At 70.8% G+C, this 16,718-nt stretch carries 15 protein-coding genes; 10 read left to right on the top strand and 5 right to left on the bottom strand.

Translation table 11 applies throughout. The features are described 5' to 3' along the window. Nucleotides 1-321 precede the first annotated feature (321 nt). Entirely contained in the window at nt 322-1,518 is a 1,197-nt protein-coding gene (locus tag ACYVLP_RS06710; protein WP_460626562.1) for an acetoin utilization protein AcuC, read from the bottom strand. A gap of 51 nt (nt 1,519-1,569) precedes the next feature. On the opposite strand from ACYVLP_RS06710, the gene ACYVLP_RS06705 reads away from it, so the two are divergent. Further along, entirely contained in the window at nt 1,570-2,238 is a 669-nt protein-coding gene (locus tag ACYVLP_RS06705; RefSeq protein ID WP_452270675.1) for a potassium channel family protein, read from the top strand. Nucleotides 2,239-2,257: 19 nt separating this feature from the next. Here ACYVLP_RS06705 and ACYVLP_RS06700 read toward each other — a convergent pair whose 3' ends face one another. From ACYVLP_RS06700 to ACYVLP_RS06685, 4 genes are read right to left on the bottom strand one after another with little or no spacing between them, the layout of a single operon-like run. Further along, complete coding sequence (locus ACYVLP_RS06700; protein WP_460626561.1) at nt 2,258-2,785, bottom strand: GNAT family N-acetyltransferase; 528 nt, start codon at nt 2,783-2,785, stop codon at nt 2,258-2,260. Nucleotides 2,786-2,840: 55 nt separating this feature from the next. After that, nucleotides 2,841-3,365: a GNAT family N-acetyltransferase gene (locus ACYVLP_RS06695; protein WP_460626560.1), complete on the bottom strand. Its 525-nt coding sequence runs from the start codon at nt 3,363-3,365 to the stop codon at nt 2,841-2,843. Between the two features lie 15 nt (nt 3,366-3,380). Further along, nucleotides 3,381-4,187, bottom strand: a complete 807-nt coding sequence (gene proC / locus ACYVLP_RS06690; RefSeq protein ID WP_460626559.1) for a pyrroline-5-carboxylate reductase — start codon at nt 4,185-4,187, stop codon at nt 3,381-3,383. 15 nt (nt 4,188-4,202) lie between these two features. Continuing rightward, on the bottom strand, nt 4,203-5,153 hold the full coding sequence (locus tag ACYVLP_RS06685; RefSeq protein ID WP_460626558.1) for a proline dehydrogenase family protein: 951 nt from the start codon (nt 5,151-5,153) through the stop codon (nt 4,203-4,205). A 205-nt stretch (nt 5,154-5,358) separates the two neighbouring features. Here ACYVLP_RS06685 and ACYVLP_RS06680 point away from each other — a divergent pair, with 205 nt between their 5' ends. The 9 genes from ACYVLP_RS06680 (at nt 5,359) to ACYVLP_RS06640 (ending at nt 16,695) form a co-directional block, all read left to right on the top strand. Beyond that, nucleotides 5,359-6,192: a maleylpyruvate isomerase N-terminal domain-containing protein gene (locus ACYVLP_RS06680; RefSeq protein WP_460626557.1), complete on the top strand. Its 834-nt coding sequence runs from the start codon at nt 5,359-5,361 to the stop codon at nt 6,190-6,192. A gap of 102 nt (nt 6,193-6,294) precedes the next feature. Continuing rightward, the gene (locus ACYVLP_RS06675; RefSeq protein WP_460626677.1) at nt 6,295-7,584 is read left to right on the top strand and encodes an alpha-hydroxy-acid oxidizing protein; all 1,290 of its coding nucleotides are present in this window, start codon (nt 6,295-6,297) and stop codon (nt 7,582-7,584) included. Between the two features lie 135 nt (nt 7,585-7,719). Further along, entirely contained in the window at nt 7,720-8,472 is a 753-nt protein-coding gene (locus ACYVLP_RS06670) for an SAM-dependent methyltransferase (RefSeq protein WP_460626556.1), read from the top strand. Continuing rightward, nucleotides 8,469-8,954 (top strand): nucleoside deaminase, encoded by a 486-nt coding sequence (locus tag ACYVLP_RS06665; protein WP_460626555.1) that lies wholly within the window; start codon nt 8,469-8,471, stop codon nt 8,952-8,954. Before ACYVLP_RS06670 ends, ACYVLP_RS06665 begins: the two co-directional genes overlap by 4 nt. A gap of 194 nt (nt 8,955-9,148) precedes the next feature. Beyond that, nucleotides 9,149-10,072 carry a hypothetical protein gene (locus tag ACYVLP_RS06660; RefSeq protein WP_460626554.1) on the top strand — a complete coding sequence of 308 codons (924 nt, stop codon included), beginning with the start codon at nt 9,149-9,151 and terminating at the stop codon, nt 10,070-10,072. A 273-nt stretch (nt 10,073-10,345) separates the two neighbouring features. After that, nucleotides 10,346-12,961: an ATP-dependent Clp protease ATP-binding subunit gene (locus ACYVLP_RS06655; protein WP_460626553.1), complete on the top strand. Its 2,616-nt coding sequence runs from the start codon at nt 10,346-10,348 to the stop codon at nt 12,959-12,961. 197 nt (nt 12,962-13,158) lie between these two features. Continuing rightward, entirely contained in the window at nt 13,159-14,070 is a 912-nt protein-coding gene (locus ACYVLP_RS06650) for an ABC transporter ATP-binding protein (protein ID WP_460626552.1), read from the top strand. Further along, nucleotides 14,067-15,401: an FtsX-like permease family protein gene (locus ACYVLP_RS06645; RefSeq protein ID WP_460626551.1), complete on the top strand. Its 1,335-nt coding sequence runs from the start codon at nt 14,067-14,069 to the stop codon at nt 15,399-15,401. Before ACYVLP_RS06650 ends, ACYVLP_RS06645 begins: the two co-directional genes overlap by 4 nt. Nucleotides 15,402-15,435: 34 nt before the next feature. After that, complete coding sequence (locus ACYVLP_RS06640; protein ID WP_460626550.1) at nt 15,436-16,695, top strand: LCP family protein; 1,260 nt, start codon at nt 15,436-15,438, stop codon at nt 16,693-16,695. Nucleotides 16,696-16,718 lie beyond the last annotated feature (23 nt).

Genomic DNA, 16,718 nt, shown 5'->3' with positions numbered 1-16,718 from the left:
ATGCGGTGGCCTCTTGCTGTGCTCGGCTCAGGATCGTCAGGCCCGTCGTCGCCGTGTCGAGCAGGGTACGTCGCTGCGCACCTCGACCGCGACCGGATTTCGGGCGAGCTCGCCATGTTCTTTGCGCCGCTGTGTGCACGCGTAGGGGTGATGGCCCCGATCAATGCACACGTGACCAGGGCAGAGCCGCGGCGCCGGCGTTGCCTGGACGCAGCGCAGCGAGTGAGGAACGAGCGAGCGCAGCGGAGGAAGGCAACGCCTAAGGGGCGCCCCGGCACGCGCCGCAGCGAAGCGAGGCGCCAAAAGCATGCGGCGCCTACCTCAATCGAAGTGGATGTCGAGGCCGTGGTGCGGGAAGACGGCGGTGCGGGTGGCCATGATCGCCCGGTCGACCTCGTTGGCCGGGTCGTAGCCCATCTCCCAGGATCGCCACCACAGCGGCCCGTCCTCGGTCGTCAGGTCGCCCATCCGGCGCGGCCCGGGCCGTCCGAAGAGCCGCTCGACATGGTCGAGCCACTCCTGCGGCACCTCGACGGACGTCTTGATGGGGGCGTGCGCGGCGATCGCCGTCAGGTGTGTCCACGTGCGGGGCACGACCCCGATCACCTCGTAGCCGCCTCCGCCGAGCGCGACCCAGCGGCCGTCACAGACCTCGTGGGCGAGCCGATGTAGGGTGTCCGCCGCCGCTCGCTGCGCGTCGACCGTCACTGCGAAGTGGGCCAGCGGGTCCTCGGTGTGCGTGTCGCAGCCGTGCTGGGTGACGAGGACGTCGGGCTTGAACGCCCGGACCAGCGGGATCGCCACGGCGTTGAGCGCCCGGAGCCACCCGGCATCCGTGAGCCCCGGTGGGAGCGCGACGTTCACCGCGGAGCCCTCGGCCTTCCGGCCGCCGATGTCGGTGGGCCAGCCGGTGCCCGGGAAGAGCGCGCGGCCGGTCTCGTGCAGGGAGATGGTCAGGACCCGCGGGTCGTCCCAGAAGATCCGCTCCACGCCGTCGCCGTGATGGACATCGATGTCGACGTACGCCACCCGCTCGGCGCCGTGGTCGAGCATCCACTGGATGCCGACGGCGATGTCGTTGTAGACGCAGAAGCCGCTGGCCGAGCCGCGCATCGCGTGGTGCAGCCCGCCGGTGAAGTTCACCGCGTGCGCGGCCTCGCCCTCCCACACCGCCCGGCAGGAGTCGACCGTGCCTGACACGACGCGAGCGCTGGCCTCGTGCATGCCGGTGAAGGCCGGGTCGTCGTCCGTCCCGAGGCCGTATGCCGGGTCGGCTCGGTCGGGCTCGACCGACGCTGCCTTGACGGCCGCGATGTAGTCCGCGTCGTGCACCGTGAGCAGCAGCTCGTCGCTGGCCTCGTCGGCGGAGACGACCTCGACGCCGTCGACGTCGAAGACGCCGAGCGCGTCGCACAGGCGCGCCGTCAGGTCGAGCCGGACGGGCGACATCGGGTGCGTCGGACCGAAGTTGTATCTCGTGAACGAGGTGTCCCAGACGACCCGAGCCTGAGTTGGCATGATTGAGACGCTATCGCGGATGGCGCGATCACGACGACGGAGGTAACACCTATGGCCCGCAACCGGCTCTTCGATGACGACGTGCTCGTCATCGGGCTGGGACGCTTCGGCACGGCCGTCGCGCTCGAGCTGACCCGGCTGGGACATCGCGTGATCGCCGTCGAGCGCGACAACCACCTCGCCGAGAAGTACGTCAACAAGTTCGCCCGGGTCGTCCACGCGGACATGGCGCAGGCGGAGGCGCTCGACATGATCCGCCAGGCCGAGCCGAAGATCGCGATCGTCGGGATCGGGTCCTCGGTCGAGTCCTCGGTGCTCGCGGCCGCCAACCTCGTGGACGCCGGGGTGCCCTCGATCTGGGCCAAGGCGCTGTCGCCCGAGCACAAGCGGATCCTCGACCGGATCGGCGTCCACCACGTCATCTCACCCGAGGCCGACTCCGGGCGCCGGGTGGCCCACCTGGTCAACGGCAAGCTGCTCGACTACATCGAGTTCGACGACGGCTTCGCGATCGTGAAGATCAAGCCGCCGAGCGAGGCGATCGGCTTCACCCTGGAGCAGAGCCAGATCCGCCGCAAGTACGGCGTCACCGTCGTGGGCGTCAAGGCGCCGGGCGAGGACTTCACGTATGCCGTCCCGCAGACGAAGATCTCGGCGCACCACATGCTCATCGTCAGCGGGCCGACCGAGCTGCTCGAGCGCTTCGCCGCCCGCCCCTGATCCGGTTCCGAGGCTGGGATCAGAAGCGGGGCTGCGTGGCGAGGTCCGACTCGAGCGGGAGCACCATGGCGATCTCCTCCTCGCCGTCCTCCTCGCTGACGACACCCATCGGGCGGCGGTAGTCGGTCGGCCGGAAGCCCATGCCGCTGGCGAAGGCGACGGCTCGGCCGTTCTCGGTGCCGACCCAGTAGACGAGGTGAGTGTTGCCGCGCTTGGCCGCGATGTTCGCGCCGTCCTTGACGAGGCGCGTGGCCACGCCGGACCCCCGCGCGTCGGGCCGCACCCAGAGGCCGAAGAGCTCGCCGGCGTTGCCTTCGTCGGCGTTGGCGGTGCCGACGCTGACGACGCCGACAGCCTCACCGGAGCGTTCGGCGACCAGGCGGGCCGATCGGTTCATCCGTGAGCGCCAGTGGGCCTCGTCGAAGCCGAGTTCCTCCTCGGCGGTGGCCACGAACGCCTCAGGCGATTCACGCAGCGCGGCGAGGCGAACGGACCGGTAGGTCTCCCAGTCGTCCTCGTCGAGGGCACGCACGGTGATGTCGGTCATGGGGTCAACCTTCGCATGTGAAGCGGTGACTGTGCACCCGCAGGTGGGTGAACGTTCAGAGCCGGTGGACCATCTCGATCTCGTGCAGCTCGGACCGGCGCGGATGGGCGTGCGTCGCGCCGGTCCGGACGAAGCCACAGCGCTCGTAGAGCGACTGGGCTGCCCTGTTGGTGTCGGTCACCTCGAGCACGACCTCGGACTTGCCCCGCCGCGCGGCTTCCGCGAGCACCGCTCGGACCAGCGCCTCGCCGACGCCGAGCCCGCGAGCCCGGGGTGCGACATACATTCCGAACAGCGTTGCGGTGGTGGCGCGCTCAGGCTCCCAGTGCGAGCCGAGCCCGGCGCTGCCGAGCACGCCGTCTGCGTCGCGGGCCTGCACGAGCCAGGCCCCTTCGATCCGGTCGCGCCAGTCGGCCTCGTCGTAGACGGCCTCGTCGGCGTAGGTGAACCAGAAGGCGTCGGGCGCGTCCTGGAGCATCTCCAGGCGGATGTCGCGGTGCGCCTGCCAGTCGTCGGGGGCGACCTCGTGCAGGTGGATCGGCAGGTGCCAGGGGGCACCATCGGGACGCGGCTCGGCCATGCCCCTCAATCTGCCTCAGACCTGACCGGACGCCAACTCCTTTGACCGCGCGGCCGCGGCCTCGATCGCGGTGACGAAAGCGGCCCGCACCTTGTGGTCGTCGAGCTGCCGGAGTGCCGCGACGGTCGTGCCGCCGGGTGAGCTGACCTGCTCGCGCAGCACGGTCGGGTGCTCGTGGGTCTCCTTGAGCATCGTCGCCGCGCCGTAGAGCGTCTGGACGACCAGCTCGGTGGAGGTCGCGCGGGGCAGCCCGAGCACGACGCCGGCCTCGATCATCGCCTCGACGACGTAGAAGATGTATGCCGGCCCGCTGCCCGAGATCGCCGTCACCGCGTCGAGGTGCTTCTCGGCGAGCCGCACGACCTTCCCGCACGAGCTGAGCAGTTCCTCGGCCTCGGCGAGGTGGTCGTCGGTGCAGTGGCGGCCGGGCGAGATCCCGGCCATGCCCTGGTCGACGAGGGCGGGAGTGTTCGGCATGACCCTGATCACGGACGTGCCCTCGGGCAGCCGTGACTCGAGGAGCTCGGTCGTGATCCCTGCGGCCAGCGAGATCACCGCATTGCCCGGCGCCACGTGGTCGCGGATCTCGTCGAGCAGGCCGGTCATGTCCTGCGGCTTGACGCAGAGCACGAGGGTGTCGGCGATGTCGGCGGCATCGGGGTTGGGCAGGACCCGCACGCCGTAGCGCCCGGCGAGCGCGTTGACCTTGTCAGGCGTGCGGCCCGTGACGATGAGGTCGGCCGGCGTCCGGCCGGACCTGATCAGGCCCGACACGAGGGTCTCGCCCATGACTCCCGCGCCGAAGATAGCCGTCGTCGACATGTGGTCCGCCTCTCGTCAGCCCTTGGTCGCGACGCCGCGCAGGAAGAACATGACGTTGCCCGGCTTCTCAGCCATCCGGCGCATGAGGTAGCCGTACCACTCCTCGCCGTACGGGATGTAGACCCGCATCTGGTCGCCGCGGTCGGCGATCCGCTTCTGCTCGTCGGGCCGGATCCCGTAGAGCATCTGGTACTCGAACGACTTCGGGTCGCGGCCCGCCTGTCCGGCGAGTGCCCCGGCGATCTCGATGAGCCTGGGGTCGTGGGAGGCGATCATCGGGTAGCCCTGGCCCTGCATGAGGATCTTGAGGCAGCGCACGTATGACTTGTCGACGTCGGCTCCCGCCTGGAAGGCGACGGACTCAGGCTCCTTGTAGGCGCCCTTGCACAGGCGCACCCGCGACCCGGCATACGCGAGGTCCCGGCAGTCGGCCTCCGTGCGGAAGAGGTAGGCCTGCAGCACGGCACCGACCGTCGGGAAGTCGACGCGCAGCTCACGCAGCGCGTCCAGCGTGAGGTCCGTGGTGGTGTGGTCTTCCATGTCGAGGGTCACCGTCGTGCCCGACTGCTGTGCGAGCTCGCAGATCTCGCGGGCGTGGTCGAGAGCGATCTTGTTGCCGTCGCCCGGCAGGGCCTGGCCCAGGGCGCTCAGCTTGAGCGACACCTCGACGGTGCCGCCGGCCGTGAGGCCGTGGTCGCGCAGGCCCCTGAGCAGCGACACGTACGCGTCGCGCGTGTGCTCGGCCTGGGCCAGCTCCACGGTGTCCTCGCCGAGGTAGTCGATCGTGGACAGCCGCCCGGACGCGGCCATCTCGGCAGCGGCGGTGACGACGTCGCCGCGGTCGGCCCCCGGCACGAAACGCTTGACGACCGAGCGCGACACCGGCGCCTTCTCGATCATGTCTCGGATCTTCTCCTGCTTGGACAGCTGAAGAAGTGAGTTGCGCAGCAGGTCGCTGGCGTCCACGGTGGCCTCCGGTGGTGCTCGGGTCTGGCGACGGGGTCGCGGGTGTCGCGATGAGTCGCTCGACAACGCTCTCGATGCGGGCAGGGCGGGGTCGCCGCCCTCCGACGGGCAAATCTACCGCCAGCGGGCCCGCACCCTCGCCACGAGCGCTCGTCGCCGGTCGGTGGCAGACTCCCCACAAGCGCAGCCCTCCGAAAGGACAGCCATGGACCAGACCACCACTGCCAAGGACGCCGCGCCTGACTCTGCCGACCAGCTGGAACGGCCCGGCCCTATCGACCTGACTCTCGACGACCTCGGCGACGGCCTCGGGTCCGCCGCGACGGTGCTGCGCGCCAACGCCGCCGCCGCCGGCCTCGACGCCCCGGTGCCGACCTGCCCCGAGTGGACGGTCCGCGACCTCGTGGCGCACCAGGGCATGGTGCACCGATGGGCGACGAGCCACCTGGCGGGAAGGCCGGTCGACGACACCTCAGCTCTCGAGCGGCAGGGCCGCGAGTCGCCCGACCTGCTCGGCTGGTTCGACACGGGGGCGACCGCCCTGCTCCAGACGATCGTCGACGCCCCCGACGACGTGGAAGCCTTCGTCTTCCTCAAGGACGCGCCGGCTCCCCGGATCTTCTGGACCCGTCGCCAGTGCCACGAGACGACGGTCCACGCGGTGGACGCGCTCGCGGCGCGGCTGGGTCGCCCGCCGGAGGCCCGCGAGACCTGGATCAGGCCGAGCGTCGCGCTCGACGGCATCGACGAGCTGCTCGTCGGGTTCGTGACCCGCAAGCGTGAGGGCATCAACCCCGGGCACGCGTCGCGGCTGCTCGTGCGCCCGAGCGGGAGCGATGTCGGCTGGCTGGTCGACATGGCGCCGGGCCGCTCTGTTCACACGCGCCGGGTGCGACTGGACGGCACCCCCGTCGATTCCGACGCCGAGATCACCGGGACACCGGTCGAGGTCTACCTCAGCCTGTGGAGCCGGAGCCCGGTCCCGCCCGCGAACGACGTCGAGCGCTGGTGGCGCGACACGGTGTCCATCTCCTGGTGACGGGCCGGGTTCGCCCGTCCCGCTCCGCACCGCGCACGCCTGCGGGAGACTCCGGTGTACGCATGGCGCATCGTGCGCCCGGCACGACGGAGGGCAGGACGTATGCCGCAGGGCGGGTTCGGCAGGACAGTGCAGTCTGCGATCTACCGGGCCGGAGCGTTCGGCCACCGGCCGAAGGTCCCCACCGACACCTCGCAGCTGCAGGACGCGGCGCGAAAGGCCATGTCTCGCAGAGCTTTTGCCTATGTCGCGGGATCCGCAGGCTCAGAGGCAGGAGCCCGTGCGAACGTGTCGGCGTTCGACCGCTGGCAGGTCGTGCCGCGCATGCTCGTCGACACGACCGAGCGCGACACCGGCGTCGAGCTCTTCGGTCGGTGGCACGAGACTCCCTTGCTCATCGCGCCGATCGGCGTGCTCTCGATGGCGCATCCGGACGCCGACCTGGCCGTCGCGACCGCCGCGAGGGAGCAGCACGTCACCCAGATCCTCAGCACCCAGGCGTCTGTGCCGATGGAGGACGTGGCCCGGACCCTGGCCGGGTCCGGGCACTGGTACCAGCTCTACTGGAGCAGCAACGACGACCTCGTCGCCAGCCTGGTCGAGCGGGCCGAGGCGTGTGGGAGCGAGGCGGTCGTCGTCACGCTCGACACGGCATACCTCGGGTGGCGGCCCCGCGACCTCGACCTCGGGCACCTGCCCTTCGCCCGCGGGGAGGGCATCGCGCAGTACACGTCCGATCCGGTGTTCCAGCGGCTCGTCGCCGAGCGGGTGGCCACGGCGACACCCGAGCCGCGACCGCGGCCGACTCCGGCCGCCGTCGGGACCCTCGTGTCGATGAGCCGGAACCATCCCGGCGACCTGCGGCGCAACCTCACCGCCCCGGAGCCGCGGGCCGCGGTCGACACGTTCCTCGACGTGTTCAGCCGGCCGTCCCTCACCTGGGCCGACCTGCCCCGGCTGCGGGCGCTGACCCGGCTGCCGATCGTGCTCAAGGGGATCCTGCACCCCGACGACGCCCGGCGCGCCCTCGACGCCGGCGTCGACGGGATCTACGTGTCCAACCACGGTGGGCGTCAGGTCGACCGGGTCGTCGGCGCCCTCGACGCCCTCCCGACCGTTGTCGAGGCCGTGCGGTCGTCAGGCTCTGACATCCCCGTGATCTTCGACAGCGGAATCCGTTGTGGCGCAGATGTATTCATCGCACTCGCGCTCGGAGCTACCGCCGTGGGGATCGGCCGGCCACACGTCTACGGCCTCGCACTCGCCGGCACGGACGGCGTCTCCGAGGTGCTGCGCAACCTCCGGGCCGAGCTCGACCTCCAGCTGGCCCTGACCGGATGCACATCGCTGCGCGACATCACCCCCGACCACCTCGTCCGCACGCCCGCCTGACGGAGGCGACCACCCGGCATACGGCAGGGGCGTCGACCGCCCTCGCGGGAGCCCGACCGCTCCGGCGCCTCTGAGGGCGTCCACCTACAGAGAACTCGCTCGACTGATCGCACGACGCCGGGCAAGGATCGGGGCATGCCCGCGCTGGACCACCTGACCAAGGACGCGTACCCCAAGTCGGCGAAGTACGACGCGATGTGGCTCGTCGACCTCGACATGGGCCCGCACCCGCTGTGGCTCCTCGAGGACCTCGCCGCCGACCTCGACCTGCGCCCCGGGATGCGCGTGCTCGACCTCGGCTCCGGCCTCGGTGCGACCTCGGTGTTCCTGGCCAAGGAGTACGGCGTCCGGGTCATCGCCGCCGACCTGTGGGTCGACCCGAGCGAGGCGGGCGACGTGTTCCGCAAGGAGGGCGTCGACGACCGCATCCTGCCGATGCGCGTGGACGCTCATGCGCTGCCGTTCGGCCGCGGGTCGTTCGACGCGATCATCAGCATCGACGCCTGGGAGTACTTCGGCACGGGCGACCACTACCCGCCGTACCTCGCGAAGTTCCTCAAGCCGGGCGGCCAGCTGGGCGTGGCGACACCGGCCCTGACGACCGAGATCCGCGACCTCGGCGAGATCCCAGAGCACGTCGACCGCGTCGTCGGCGCGGAGAGTGCGGCGTGGCACACCGCGGACTGGCTGCGGAGCCAGTGGGAGTTCAGCCGGGCCTTCGCCAAGGTCACCGCCCGCACGCAGCCGGAGGGCTGCGCCAACTGGCTGCTGTGGGAGCGGGCGGTCATGGAGCTCAAGGGCCAGTCCAGCTCACCCGTCCAGGGGATGCTCGAGGCCGACGGAGGCGCCTTCGTCACGTTCGCGCTGGTCACCGGGAGGGTTGCGTGAGCATCTCCGAGAGCGACCTTGGCCACCTGGAGAGGGCAGTCGACCTGGCCCGACTCGCGCTGGAGCGCGGCGACGAGCCGTTCGGCTCGGTGCTCGTGTCCGGCGACGGCGAGGTCCTCTTCGAGGACCACAACCACGTCATGGCGCTGGAGGCAACCCAGCATCCCGAGTTCGCGATCGCCCGCTGGGCCGGCGCCAACCTGTCCCCCGAGGAGCGTTCGGCCGCGGTCGTCTACACCTCCGGCGAGCACTGCCCCATGTGCTCGGCCGCGCACGGCTGGGTCGGCCTCGGCCGCATCGTGTATGCCGTCAGCTCGGCCCAGCTGGGCCAGTGGCGGTCGGCGTGGGGCGCGGAACCGTCGCCGGTGACGCCCTACTCGATCCAGCAGGTGGTCCCGGGCGTCGTCGTGGACGGGCCGGCGCCTCAGCTCGAGGACGACGTGCGCGCCCTGCACGAGCGCTTCGCGCGCGGCGACGCCTGACCCAGCTGCGGCATACGCGCGCCGCCGCCCCCAAATAGTGGGGTCAGGCCCGGAACCCGTAGCCACTCGCGCGCCGCGGCCCCCAAATAGTGGCGTCAGGCCCGGAACCCGCACCCACTCGCGCGCCGCGGCCCCCAAAGGGTGCTTGTGGAGAGCCGCAGCGACCGGACCCCCACCTGGTGGATCGTCGCCTCATGCTCCCCGTACCCGGTATGCCGTTCAGGCGCTCAGATGCCGCCGGCGAGATCTCGGAGTGGGATCTGCGCCGAAAACACCGCGCGCTGTTTCACGGCGTCTACGTGTGCATCGACGCCCCGGTCACCGAGGTGCTGCTCGCGCAGGCCGCGCTGCTCGTCGCCGAACCAGGCAGCTACCTTTCCCACCACACGGCAGCACGCCTCCTCGGTGCGGTGCTGCCGGATGACCCGGATGTCCACGTCACGTCACCACGGTTGCGCGTGAAGGGCGCTGGGCTCGTAGGGCACCGGCCCAAGTCTGGGCAGCGGGTCGTGACGTGGAAGGGACTGCGCGTCACGTCACCGGTCCAGACGTTCCTCGACCTGGCACACCAGCTGACGCTCGTGGACCTCGTTGCGCTCGGTGATTCCTTGGTACGGCGTGGGCGCACCACGACCACCGAGCTGGTGTCAGCCGCTGGCGCGCACCGTGGTCCCTTCTCGCGGCTCGCCCGCCGGGCCGCGTCGCTCGTGCGCGCCGGGGTCGACTCAGCCATGGAGACCCGCGTGCGCCTGCTCGTCGTGCTCGCCGGACTGCCCGAGCCCGAGGTCGATCATCGCGTATACGCCGACGACGGATCGCTTCTCTATCGGTTCGACCTGGCCTACATCGTCTGGTCGCTGATCATCGAATACGACGGGCGACGGCACGCCGAGTCGCTCGAGCAGTGGTCAAAGGACATCGGGCGCGACGAGCAGCTCGACGACTGGAGGATCCGCCGCCTGGTCATCACCGCAGGGGACGTATATCGGACGCCCGCGCGCACGCTCGGCCGCATAACTAAGGCCATGAGAAGCGTGGGTATGCCGGTGCCGACGCTCCGTGACGAGTGGCGACGCCACTTCCCGAGCCGCCCCGGCGACCTGCCGCATCCACCCTGACCGGTCCCACGGGCGCACCGCGGCCCCAAACCGAGGGCGCTCACTCGAGGTGAACCGGGCGGGCGTCCGGAACGTTGCTTGCGGCATACGGACCGACCTTGCGGACGCGGCTGACGGGCGAACTGTCCGCTCATGGCGAACAGATGTTGAACCTGAGCGGATCCCGCTCAGGATGGGGAACAGGAGGGCACACCCCCGCGTTGGTCGGGATGTGCTCACTGACAGCGGGCACGGATAGCATCGAGATGTCTCTCGATCAGTCAGGAGAAGAACATGTTCGAACGGTTCACCGACAGGGCCCGAAGGGTGGTCGTGCTGGCGCAGGAAGAGGCGCGCCTGCTCAACCACAACTACATCGGTACCGAACACATCCTCCTGGGTCTGATCCACGAAGGCGAAGGCGTCGCCGCGAAGGCCCTCGAGTCCCTCGACATCTCGCTCGAGGCGGTCCGGGCCCAGGTCCAGGAGATCATCGGTCAGGGGCAGCAGGCCCCGACCGGCCACATTCCCTTCACGCCCCGCGCCAAGAAGGTGCTCGAGTACTCGCTGCGGGAGGCGCTGCAGCTCGGCCACAGCTACATCGGCACCGAGCACATCCTGCTCGGCCTCATCCGCGAGGGTGAGGGTGTCGCCGCGCAGGTGCTCGTCAAGCTCGGCGCGGAGCTCAACAAGGTCCGGCAGCAGGTCATCCAGCTGCTCTCGGGCTACCAGGGCGCCCAGAGCGGCGAGAAGGCGGGCGCCGGCGTCGGCCAGGGGCAGACCGAGGCCACCCCGGCCGGGTCGCTCGTGCTCGACCAGTTCGGCAGAAATCTCACGCAGGCTGCCCGCGAGGGCAAGCTCGACCCGGTCATCGGGCGTGAGAAGGAGATCGAGCGGGTCATGCAGGTGCTGAGCCGCCGCACGAAGAACAACCCGGTCCTCATCGGTGAGCCCGGCGTCGGCAAGACCGCCGTCGTCGAGGGCCTGGCCCAGGACATCGTCAAGGGCGAGGTGCCCGAGACGCTCAAGGACAAGCAGCTCTACACCCTCGACCTCGGCTCGCTCGTGGCGGGCAGCCGCTACCGCGGTGACTTCGAGGAGCGCCTGAAGAAGGTCCTCAAGGAGATCCGCACCCGCGGCGACATCATCATCTTCATCGACGAGATCCACACGCTCGTCGGTGCCGGTGCCGCTGAGGGCGCGATCGACGCTGCGTCGATCCTCAAGCCGATGCTCGCCCGCGGCGAGCTGCAGACGATCGGGGCGACGACGCTCGACGAGTACCGCAAGCACATCGAGAAGGACTCGGCACTCGAGCGGCGCTTCCAGCCGATCCAGGTGCAGGAGCCGACCCTTCCGCACGCCATCGAGATCCTCAAGGGCCTGCGCGACCGTTACGAGGCGCACCACCGCGTCACGATCACCGACGGCGCCCTGGTGGCCGCGGCGAACATGGCCGACCGCTACGTCAACGACCGGTTCCTGCCGGACAAGGCAATCGACCTCATCGACGAGGCGGGCGCGCGTCTGCGCATCCGCCGGATGACGGCTCCGCCGGACCTTCGCGAGTACGACGAGAAGATCGCCGCGCTCGTGCGGGAGAAGGAGTCCGCCATCGACGGTCAGGACTTCGAGCGCGCCGCCCGGGTCCGCGACGACGAGAAGCGCCTGCGCCACGAGAAGGCGGCCCGCGAGGCCCAGTGGAAGTCGGGCGACATGGACGTCGTCGCCGAGGTCGACGAGGAGCTGATCGCCGAGGTTCTGGCGGCGAGCACCGGCATCCCGGTGTTCAAGCTCACCGAGGAGGAGAGCAGCCGCCTGCTCCACATGGAGGACGAGCTGCACAAGCGGATCGTCGGCATGAACGACGCGGTCAAGGCACTGTCGCAGGCGATTCGCCGCACCCGCGCCGGGCTGAAGGACCCGCGCCGTCCCGGTGGCTCGTTCATCTTCGCCGGCCCCACTGGTGTCGGTAAGACCGAGCTCGCCAAGACGCTCGCCGAGTTCCTCTTCGGCAGCGAGGACGCGCTGATCAGCCTCGACATGTCCGAGTACTCCGAGAAGCACACGGTGAGCCGTCTCTTCGGCTCCCCGCCCGGCTACGTCGGTTACGAAGAGGGCGGCCAGCTGACCGAGAAGGTCCGCCGCAAGCCGTTCTCGGTCGTGCTGTTCGACGAGGTCGAGAAGGCCCACCCGGAGATCTTCAACTCGCTGCTGCAGGTCCTCGAGGACGGCCGCCTGACCGACTCCCAGGGTCGCATGGTCGACTTCAAGAACACCGTCATCATCATGACCACGAACCTCGGCACGCGTGACATCTCCAAGGCCTCCATGGGCTTCAGCGCCGGCCCCGACAGCCGCTCGGACTACGAGCGGATGAAGGCGAAGGTCACCGACGAGCTCAAGCAGCACTTCCGGCCGGAGTTCCTCAACCGTGTCGACGACACGATCGTGTTCCCGCACCTGACCAGGGACGAGATCACGCAGATCGTCGACCTCGAGATCGCCAAGCTCGACAAGAGGCTCAAGGACAAGGACATGGGCATCGAGCTCACGCCCGCGGCCAAGGACCTGCTCGCCAAGCGCGGCTACGACCCCGTGCTCGGTGCGCGCCCGCTGCGCCGCACCATCCAGCGCGAGATCGAGGACGCCCTCTCGGAGAAGATCCTCTACGCCGAGTTCACCTCCGGCCAGTACGTCCAGGTCGACACCGAGGGCGAGGGTAAGGAGGAGACATTCGTCTTCCGCGGCATGACCCACCCGGACAAGGCGCACCGCCCGGCCGACGACCTCGACGACCTGCCCGAGGGAGCCGCGCTCGACGAGGCGCTCGGGGTCAACGTCCACGCCCCGTCGACCGTCCCCGACGACACGGTCTACCCGGACACGGTGACGGGCACGGAACGCTGAGCCGGTAGGCACGACGCGACCGGCCTCGCTGAGTCGCGGATCGCACGAAGGGCCGGGAACCACACGGTTCCCGGCCCTTCGTCATGGTCCGATGCGACTTTGGGAGCGGTGGGTCATACCAGGGTCGTATGCCGTCCGGCGCAGCAGGCGACCAGCGGTCGACGCGGGCGGCTGCCTTGGGCCGCAAGGCTGGTCGCATGAGCAACGACTACTGGACTCAGACCCGGAGACACACGGTACCGACGAGCGAGGTACCGACGAGCGAGGTCCCGACGAACGAAGTCCCGGGGAGCGCGCGGACGAGTGGGCTCGCGACGAGCGCACGGACGCCGCACGGTGCCTACGCGAGCGCCGCGACTGCGACCGTCGACACTCCGCGACCTGCGACCGGTGAGCCCGACCTCGTCGCGCGTGGGCTCGTCATGACCTACGGCCGCGACGCCGCGGCCGCCCCGCCCGCTCTCGGTGGCGTCGACCTGACTGTCCACGCCGGCGAGTGCATCGCTGTCATGGGCCCGTCGGGGTCCGGCAAGACGACGCTGCTGCACGTCGTGGCCGGCATCCTGCGACCCACCTCCGGGCAGGTGCTGTGGCGCGGACGCGACATCGCACGCATGGCAGACCGCGAGCGCACCGTGCTGCGCCGCAAGGACTTCGGCTTCGTCTTCCAACAGGGGATGCTGCTGCCCGAGCTGCCCGCGGTGGAGAACGTGGCCCTCCCGCTCATGCTCGACGGCATACCGCGTTCGGAGGCGACCGCCCGCGCCGGAGCGCTCTTTCCGGCCCTCGGCCTCGCCGGTCTCGAGCGGCGCCGCCCCGGCGAGCTGTCGGGAGGTCAGGCCCAGCGGGTGGCGATCGCACGCGCGGTGGTCGCCCGTCCTGGCGTCGTCTTCGCCGACGAGCCGACAGGCGCGCTCGACCAGGGCACGAGCGCCGAGGTGATGCGGCACCTCACGGGGCTGACGGCCCACACCGGCGCAGCCCTCGTCGTCGTGACGCACGACCAGAAGGTCGCCGCGTGGTGTGACACCGTGGTGCGGGTCCAGGACGGCCGGGTCGTCGAGCGCCTCGCAAAGCCGGCCCACGCAGCAGGGCAGGTCCGGGCATGACCGCCGCGATCCGCCTGTGGTGGCGGTTGCGTGCCGTCAGCGCCAGGGACGACCGCGTGCCGGGCCTGCTCGCGGTGCTCGCGTTCGCGGTCGCCACGGCGGCGCTGCTCGTGTGCGTCGGGGGGCTCGGGGCGTTCGAGGCCCGCAACGCCACGCCGCCCTCGACCGGCAGCGGTGGCCTGGCGATCGACGCCGCCTCCATCGGGGAGCTGTACGTGACCCTCGCCTGGATCGCCACGACCTGCATGGTCATCCCGATCCTCACGCTCGGCGGAGTCGCGGCCCGCCTGGCCATCGCACGACGCGACCAGCGCCTCGCCGCGCTTCGGCTGACCGGAGCGACATCGAGCCAGGTCACCGTCATGACCCTCGCAGAGGCCGCTGCCCAGGCCCTGCTCGGCGCGCTGGCCGGCGTGGTCCTGTATGCCGCCTCCCTGCCGCTCGTGGCCCAGCTGACCTTCCAGGGCAGCCGGCTCGAGGTCGGCGAGCTCCTCGTGCCCGCATGGAAGCTCGCCGCCGTGGTGGCGGCGGTCGTCGTCGTCGCGGTGCTGTCGGGGGCCTCGAGCCTGGCCCGGGTCGCGATCAGCCCGCTCGGGGTCGCCGAGCGCACGTCGCCGAAGCGGCTCAGCCTCGTCCGGGTGGCCTTCGCACTCGTGGCGGGCGCCGCGTGGGTCCTGGTCATGACGCCGATGAAGGAGCCCCAGCGCGCGACCATCGTCGTGTGCCTCGCCGCGATGATCCTCGCGGTCAACGCGGTCGGACCGTTCGTGGTCATGGTCGCGGGCCGGACCGCGGCCCGTCTGGCGCCTACGGCCACGACCCTGCTGGCCGTACGCCGGATCGCCGATGACCCCCGGAGCACCTGGCGCGCGGTCGGCGCCCTCGGGCTTGCGGTCGTCGTCGTGGGGTTCACCAGCCTGGCCTCCTCCGACCAGCCGGCGTCACCCGTCGAACAGTTCCTCGCCGCCGACCTGGCGACCGGCGCGCTGGTCACCCTCGTCATCATCTCGATCGTCGGGGCGACCTCGACCGGCGTGGTGCAGGCCGCCCGCGTGCTCGACCAGCGGGACCAGTACCGCGCGCTCGCCCTGGCCGGGACGAGCGAGCGGACCCTGCACCGCGCCCGCACCTGGGAGGTGGCCCTTCCGCTCCTGGTGACGATCGCGGTCGCGGCCGGGTTCGTGCTCGTGCTCATGCTGCCGTTCAGGGGACGGATCGACTCCGCGCTGGTGGTCCGGTTCGCGGTGACCTCGCTCGCGGCCGGCGGCCTGGTCGTCGCGTCGGTCCTCGCCTCGCGCTCGCTCGTTCGCACCGCGTCCCGCGTCGTGTGAGAAGCCCCATGACCCTGTCGTCTACGGTGGGGCCGTGACGTCAGTGCACCGCCCCACCGGGACGCCGCGATCCCGCGCGGCCACCGCGCAACCCGGCCACACGGCATACCCCCGCGGTGGGCGACGACGCGTCGCGACGGGAGTCGCGGCCCTGGTCACCATGCTCGCGACCGGGGTCCTGGGCGCATGCACGTCGGACGAGCCTGGCGCCCCACCCGCCACGAGCGGGACCGGGCAGGGCTCCGACGGGGAGGGCGCTCCGGCGTCCGGCGTCACCGTCAGCGGCGCGCCTGCGCCGCTCGCACACCTCGTCACCACCGTGTATGCCGGGGGCGACCTCGCGAAGGAGTCCTCCCCTTCCGCGGCCGCTGCGCTCAAGGCCCGCAAGCCTGCGACCGGGGCCGTCGCGGCGAAGGCCGCGGTGGGGTCGTGGATGGGCACGCCGGTCGCCGTCGTGACCGCAGGCGACGACGTGACCCTCGCGGTCGGTCCGACGTGGAAGGTCGTCGGCGGCTGGTGGCCGTCCCTCGGGGTCTCCAAGCCGAGCCTGGGCGGCGGGCCCCGGTGGGTGCTCGCCATCGGCTCGGACGCCCGCAAGGGACAGCCCGTCGAGCGCACTCGTGCCGACGTCCTCCAGGTGCTCGGGGTCGACGGCGCGGGCGGCGGCGGGATCATGGGCATGGCCCGGGACCTCTGGGTTCCCCTGTCGACCGGAGGCAAGGGCAAGATCAACTCCGCGATGGTCTTCGGCGGACCCGAGGCGCAGGTGCAGACCGTCCACGACGTCACCGGCCTGCCGATCCAGGGCTACGTCGTCGTCGGCTTCACCGGCTTCAAGAAGATCGTCGACGAGCAGGGCGGCATCCCCATCGTCATCCCGAAGACGGTCGTCGCCTCGCACGCGAAGAACCTCGTCATCAAGGCCGGGCCGCAGACGCTCACCGGGGCGCAGGCGCTCGCCTACGCCCGCGAACGCAAGACGCTGCCCGACGGCGACTTCGGCAGGTCGCGGCACCAGGGTGAGGTGATCCTGGCGGCGGCGATCAAGGCCAAGCTCGCGGGACCGATCGCGATCCCGTCGGCGCTGACCAGCTTCAGCAAGGTCGGGTACAGCAACCTCACGGCCGAGCAGATCCTGACCTTCACCGCCGCCCTGCACGCGCTGAGCCCGCTCAAGGTCGGGCGCGGGGTCGCCCAGGGCGCGTTCGGCTGGGCGGGCCGACAGTCCATCGTCGTGCTCGGCAACCAGGCCCGGGCGCTGTTCGCCGACTTCCGTGACGGGAACCTCTCATGACCGCCGCCGCCAACGGTGCGCAG

Source organism: Intrasporangium mesophilum, from assembly GCF_054783095.1.
The sequence above is the reverse complement of the archived record's forward strand: the minus strand, read 5'-3'. Positions and strand labels throughout refer to the sequence as shown.

Coding starts and splice junctions, on each gene's coding strand:
- ACYVLP_RS06710 (WP_460626562.1), bottom strand. CDS start 1,518: ATGCCAACTCAGGCTCGGGTCGTCTGGGACACCTCGTTCACGAGATAC.
- ACYVLP_RS06705 (WP_452270675.1), top strand. CDS start 1,570: ATGGCCCGCAACCGGCTCTTCGATGACGACGTGCTCGTCATCGGGCTG.
- ACYVLP_RS06700 (WP_460626561.1), bottom strand. CDS start 2,785: ATGACCGACATCACCGTGCGTGCCCTCGACGAGGACGACTGGGAGACC.
- ACYVLP_RS06695 (WP_460626560.1), bottom strand. CDS start 3,365: ATGGCCGAGCCGCGTCCCGATGGTGCCCCCTGGCACCTGCCGATCCAC.
- proC (WP_460626559.1), bottom strand. CDS start 4,187: ATGTCGACGACGGCTATCTTCGGCGCGGGAGTCATGGGCGAGACCCTC.
- ACYVLP_RS06680 (WP_460626557.1), top strand. CDS start 5,359: ATGGACCAGACCACCACTGCCAAGGACGCCGCGCCTGACTCTGCCGAC.
- ACYVLP_RS06675 (WP_460626677.1), top strand. CDS start 6,295: ATGCCGCAGGGCGGGTTCGGCAGGACAGTGCAGTCTGCGATCTACCGG.
- ACYVLP_RS06670 (WP_460626556.1), top strand. CDS start 7,720: ATGCCCGCGCTGGACCACCTGACCAAGGACGCGTACCCCAAGTCGGCG.
- ACYVLP_RS06660 (WP_460626554.1), top strand. CDS start 9,149: ATGCTCCCCGTACCCGGTATGCCGTTCAGGCGCTCAGATGCCGCCGGC.
- ACYVLP_RS06655 (WP_460626553.1), top strand. CDS start 10,346: ATGTTCGAACGGTTCACCGACAGGGCCCGAAGGGTGGTCGTGCTGGCG.
- ACYVLP_RS06650 (WP_460626552.1), top strand. CDS start 13,159: ATGAGCAACGACTACTGGACTCAGACCCGGAGACACACGGTACCGACG.
- ACYVLP_RS06645 (WP_460626551.1), top strand. CDS start 14,067: ATGACCGCCGCGATCCGCCTGTGGTGGCGGTTGCGTGCCGTCAGCGCC.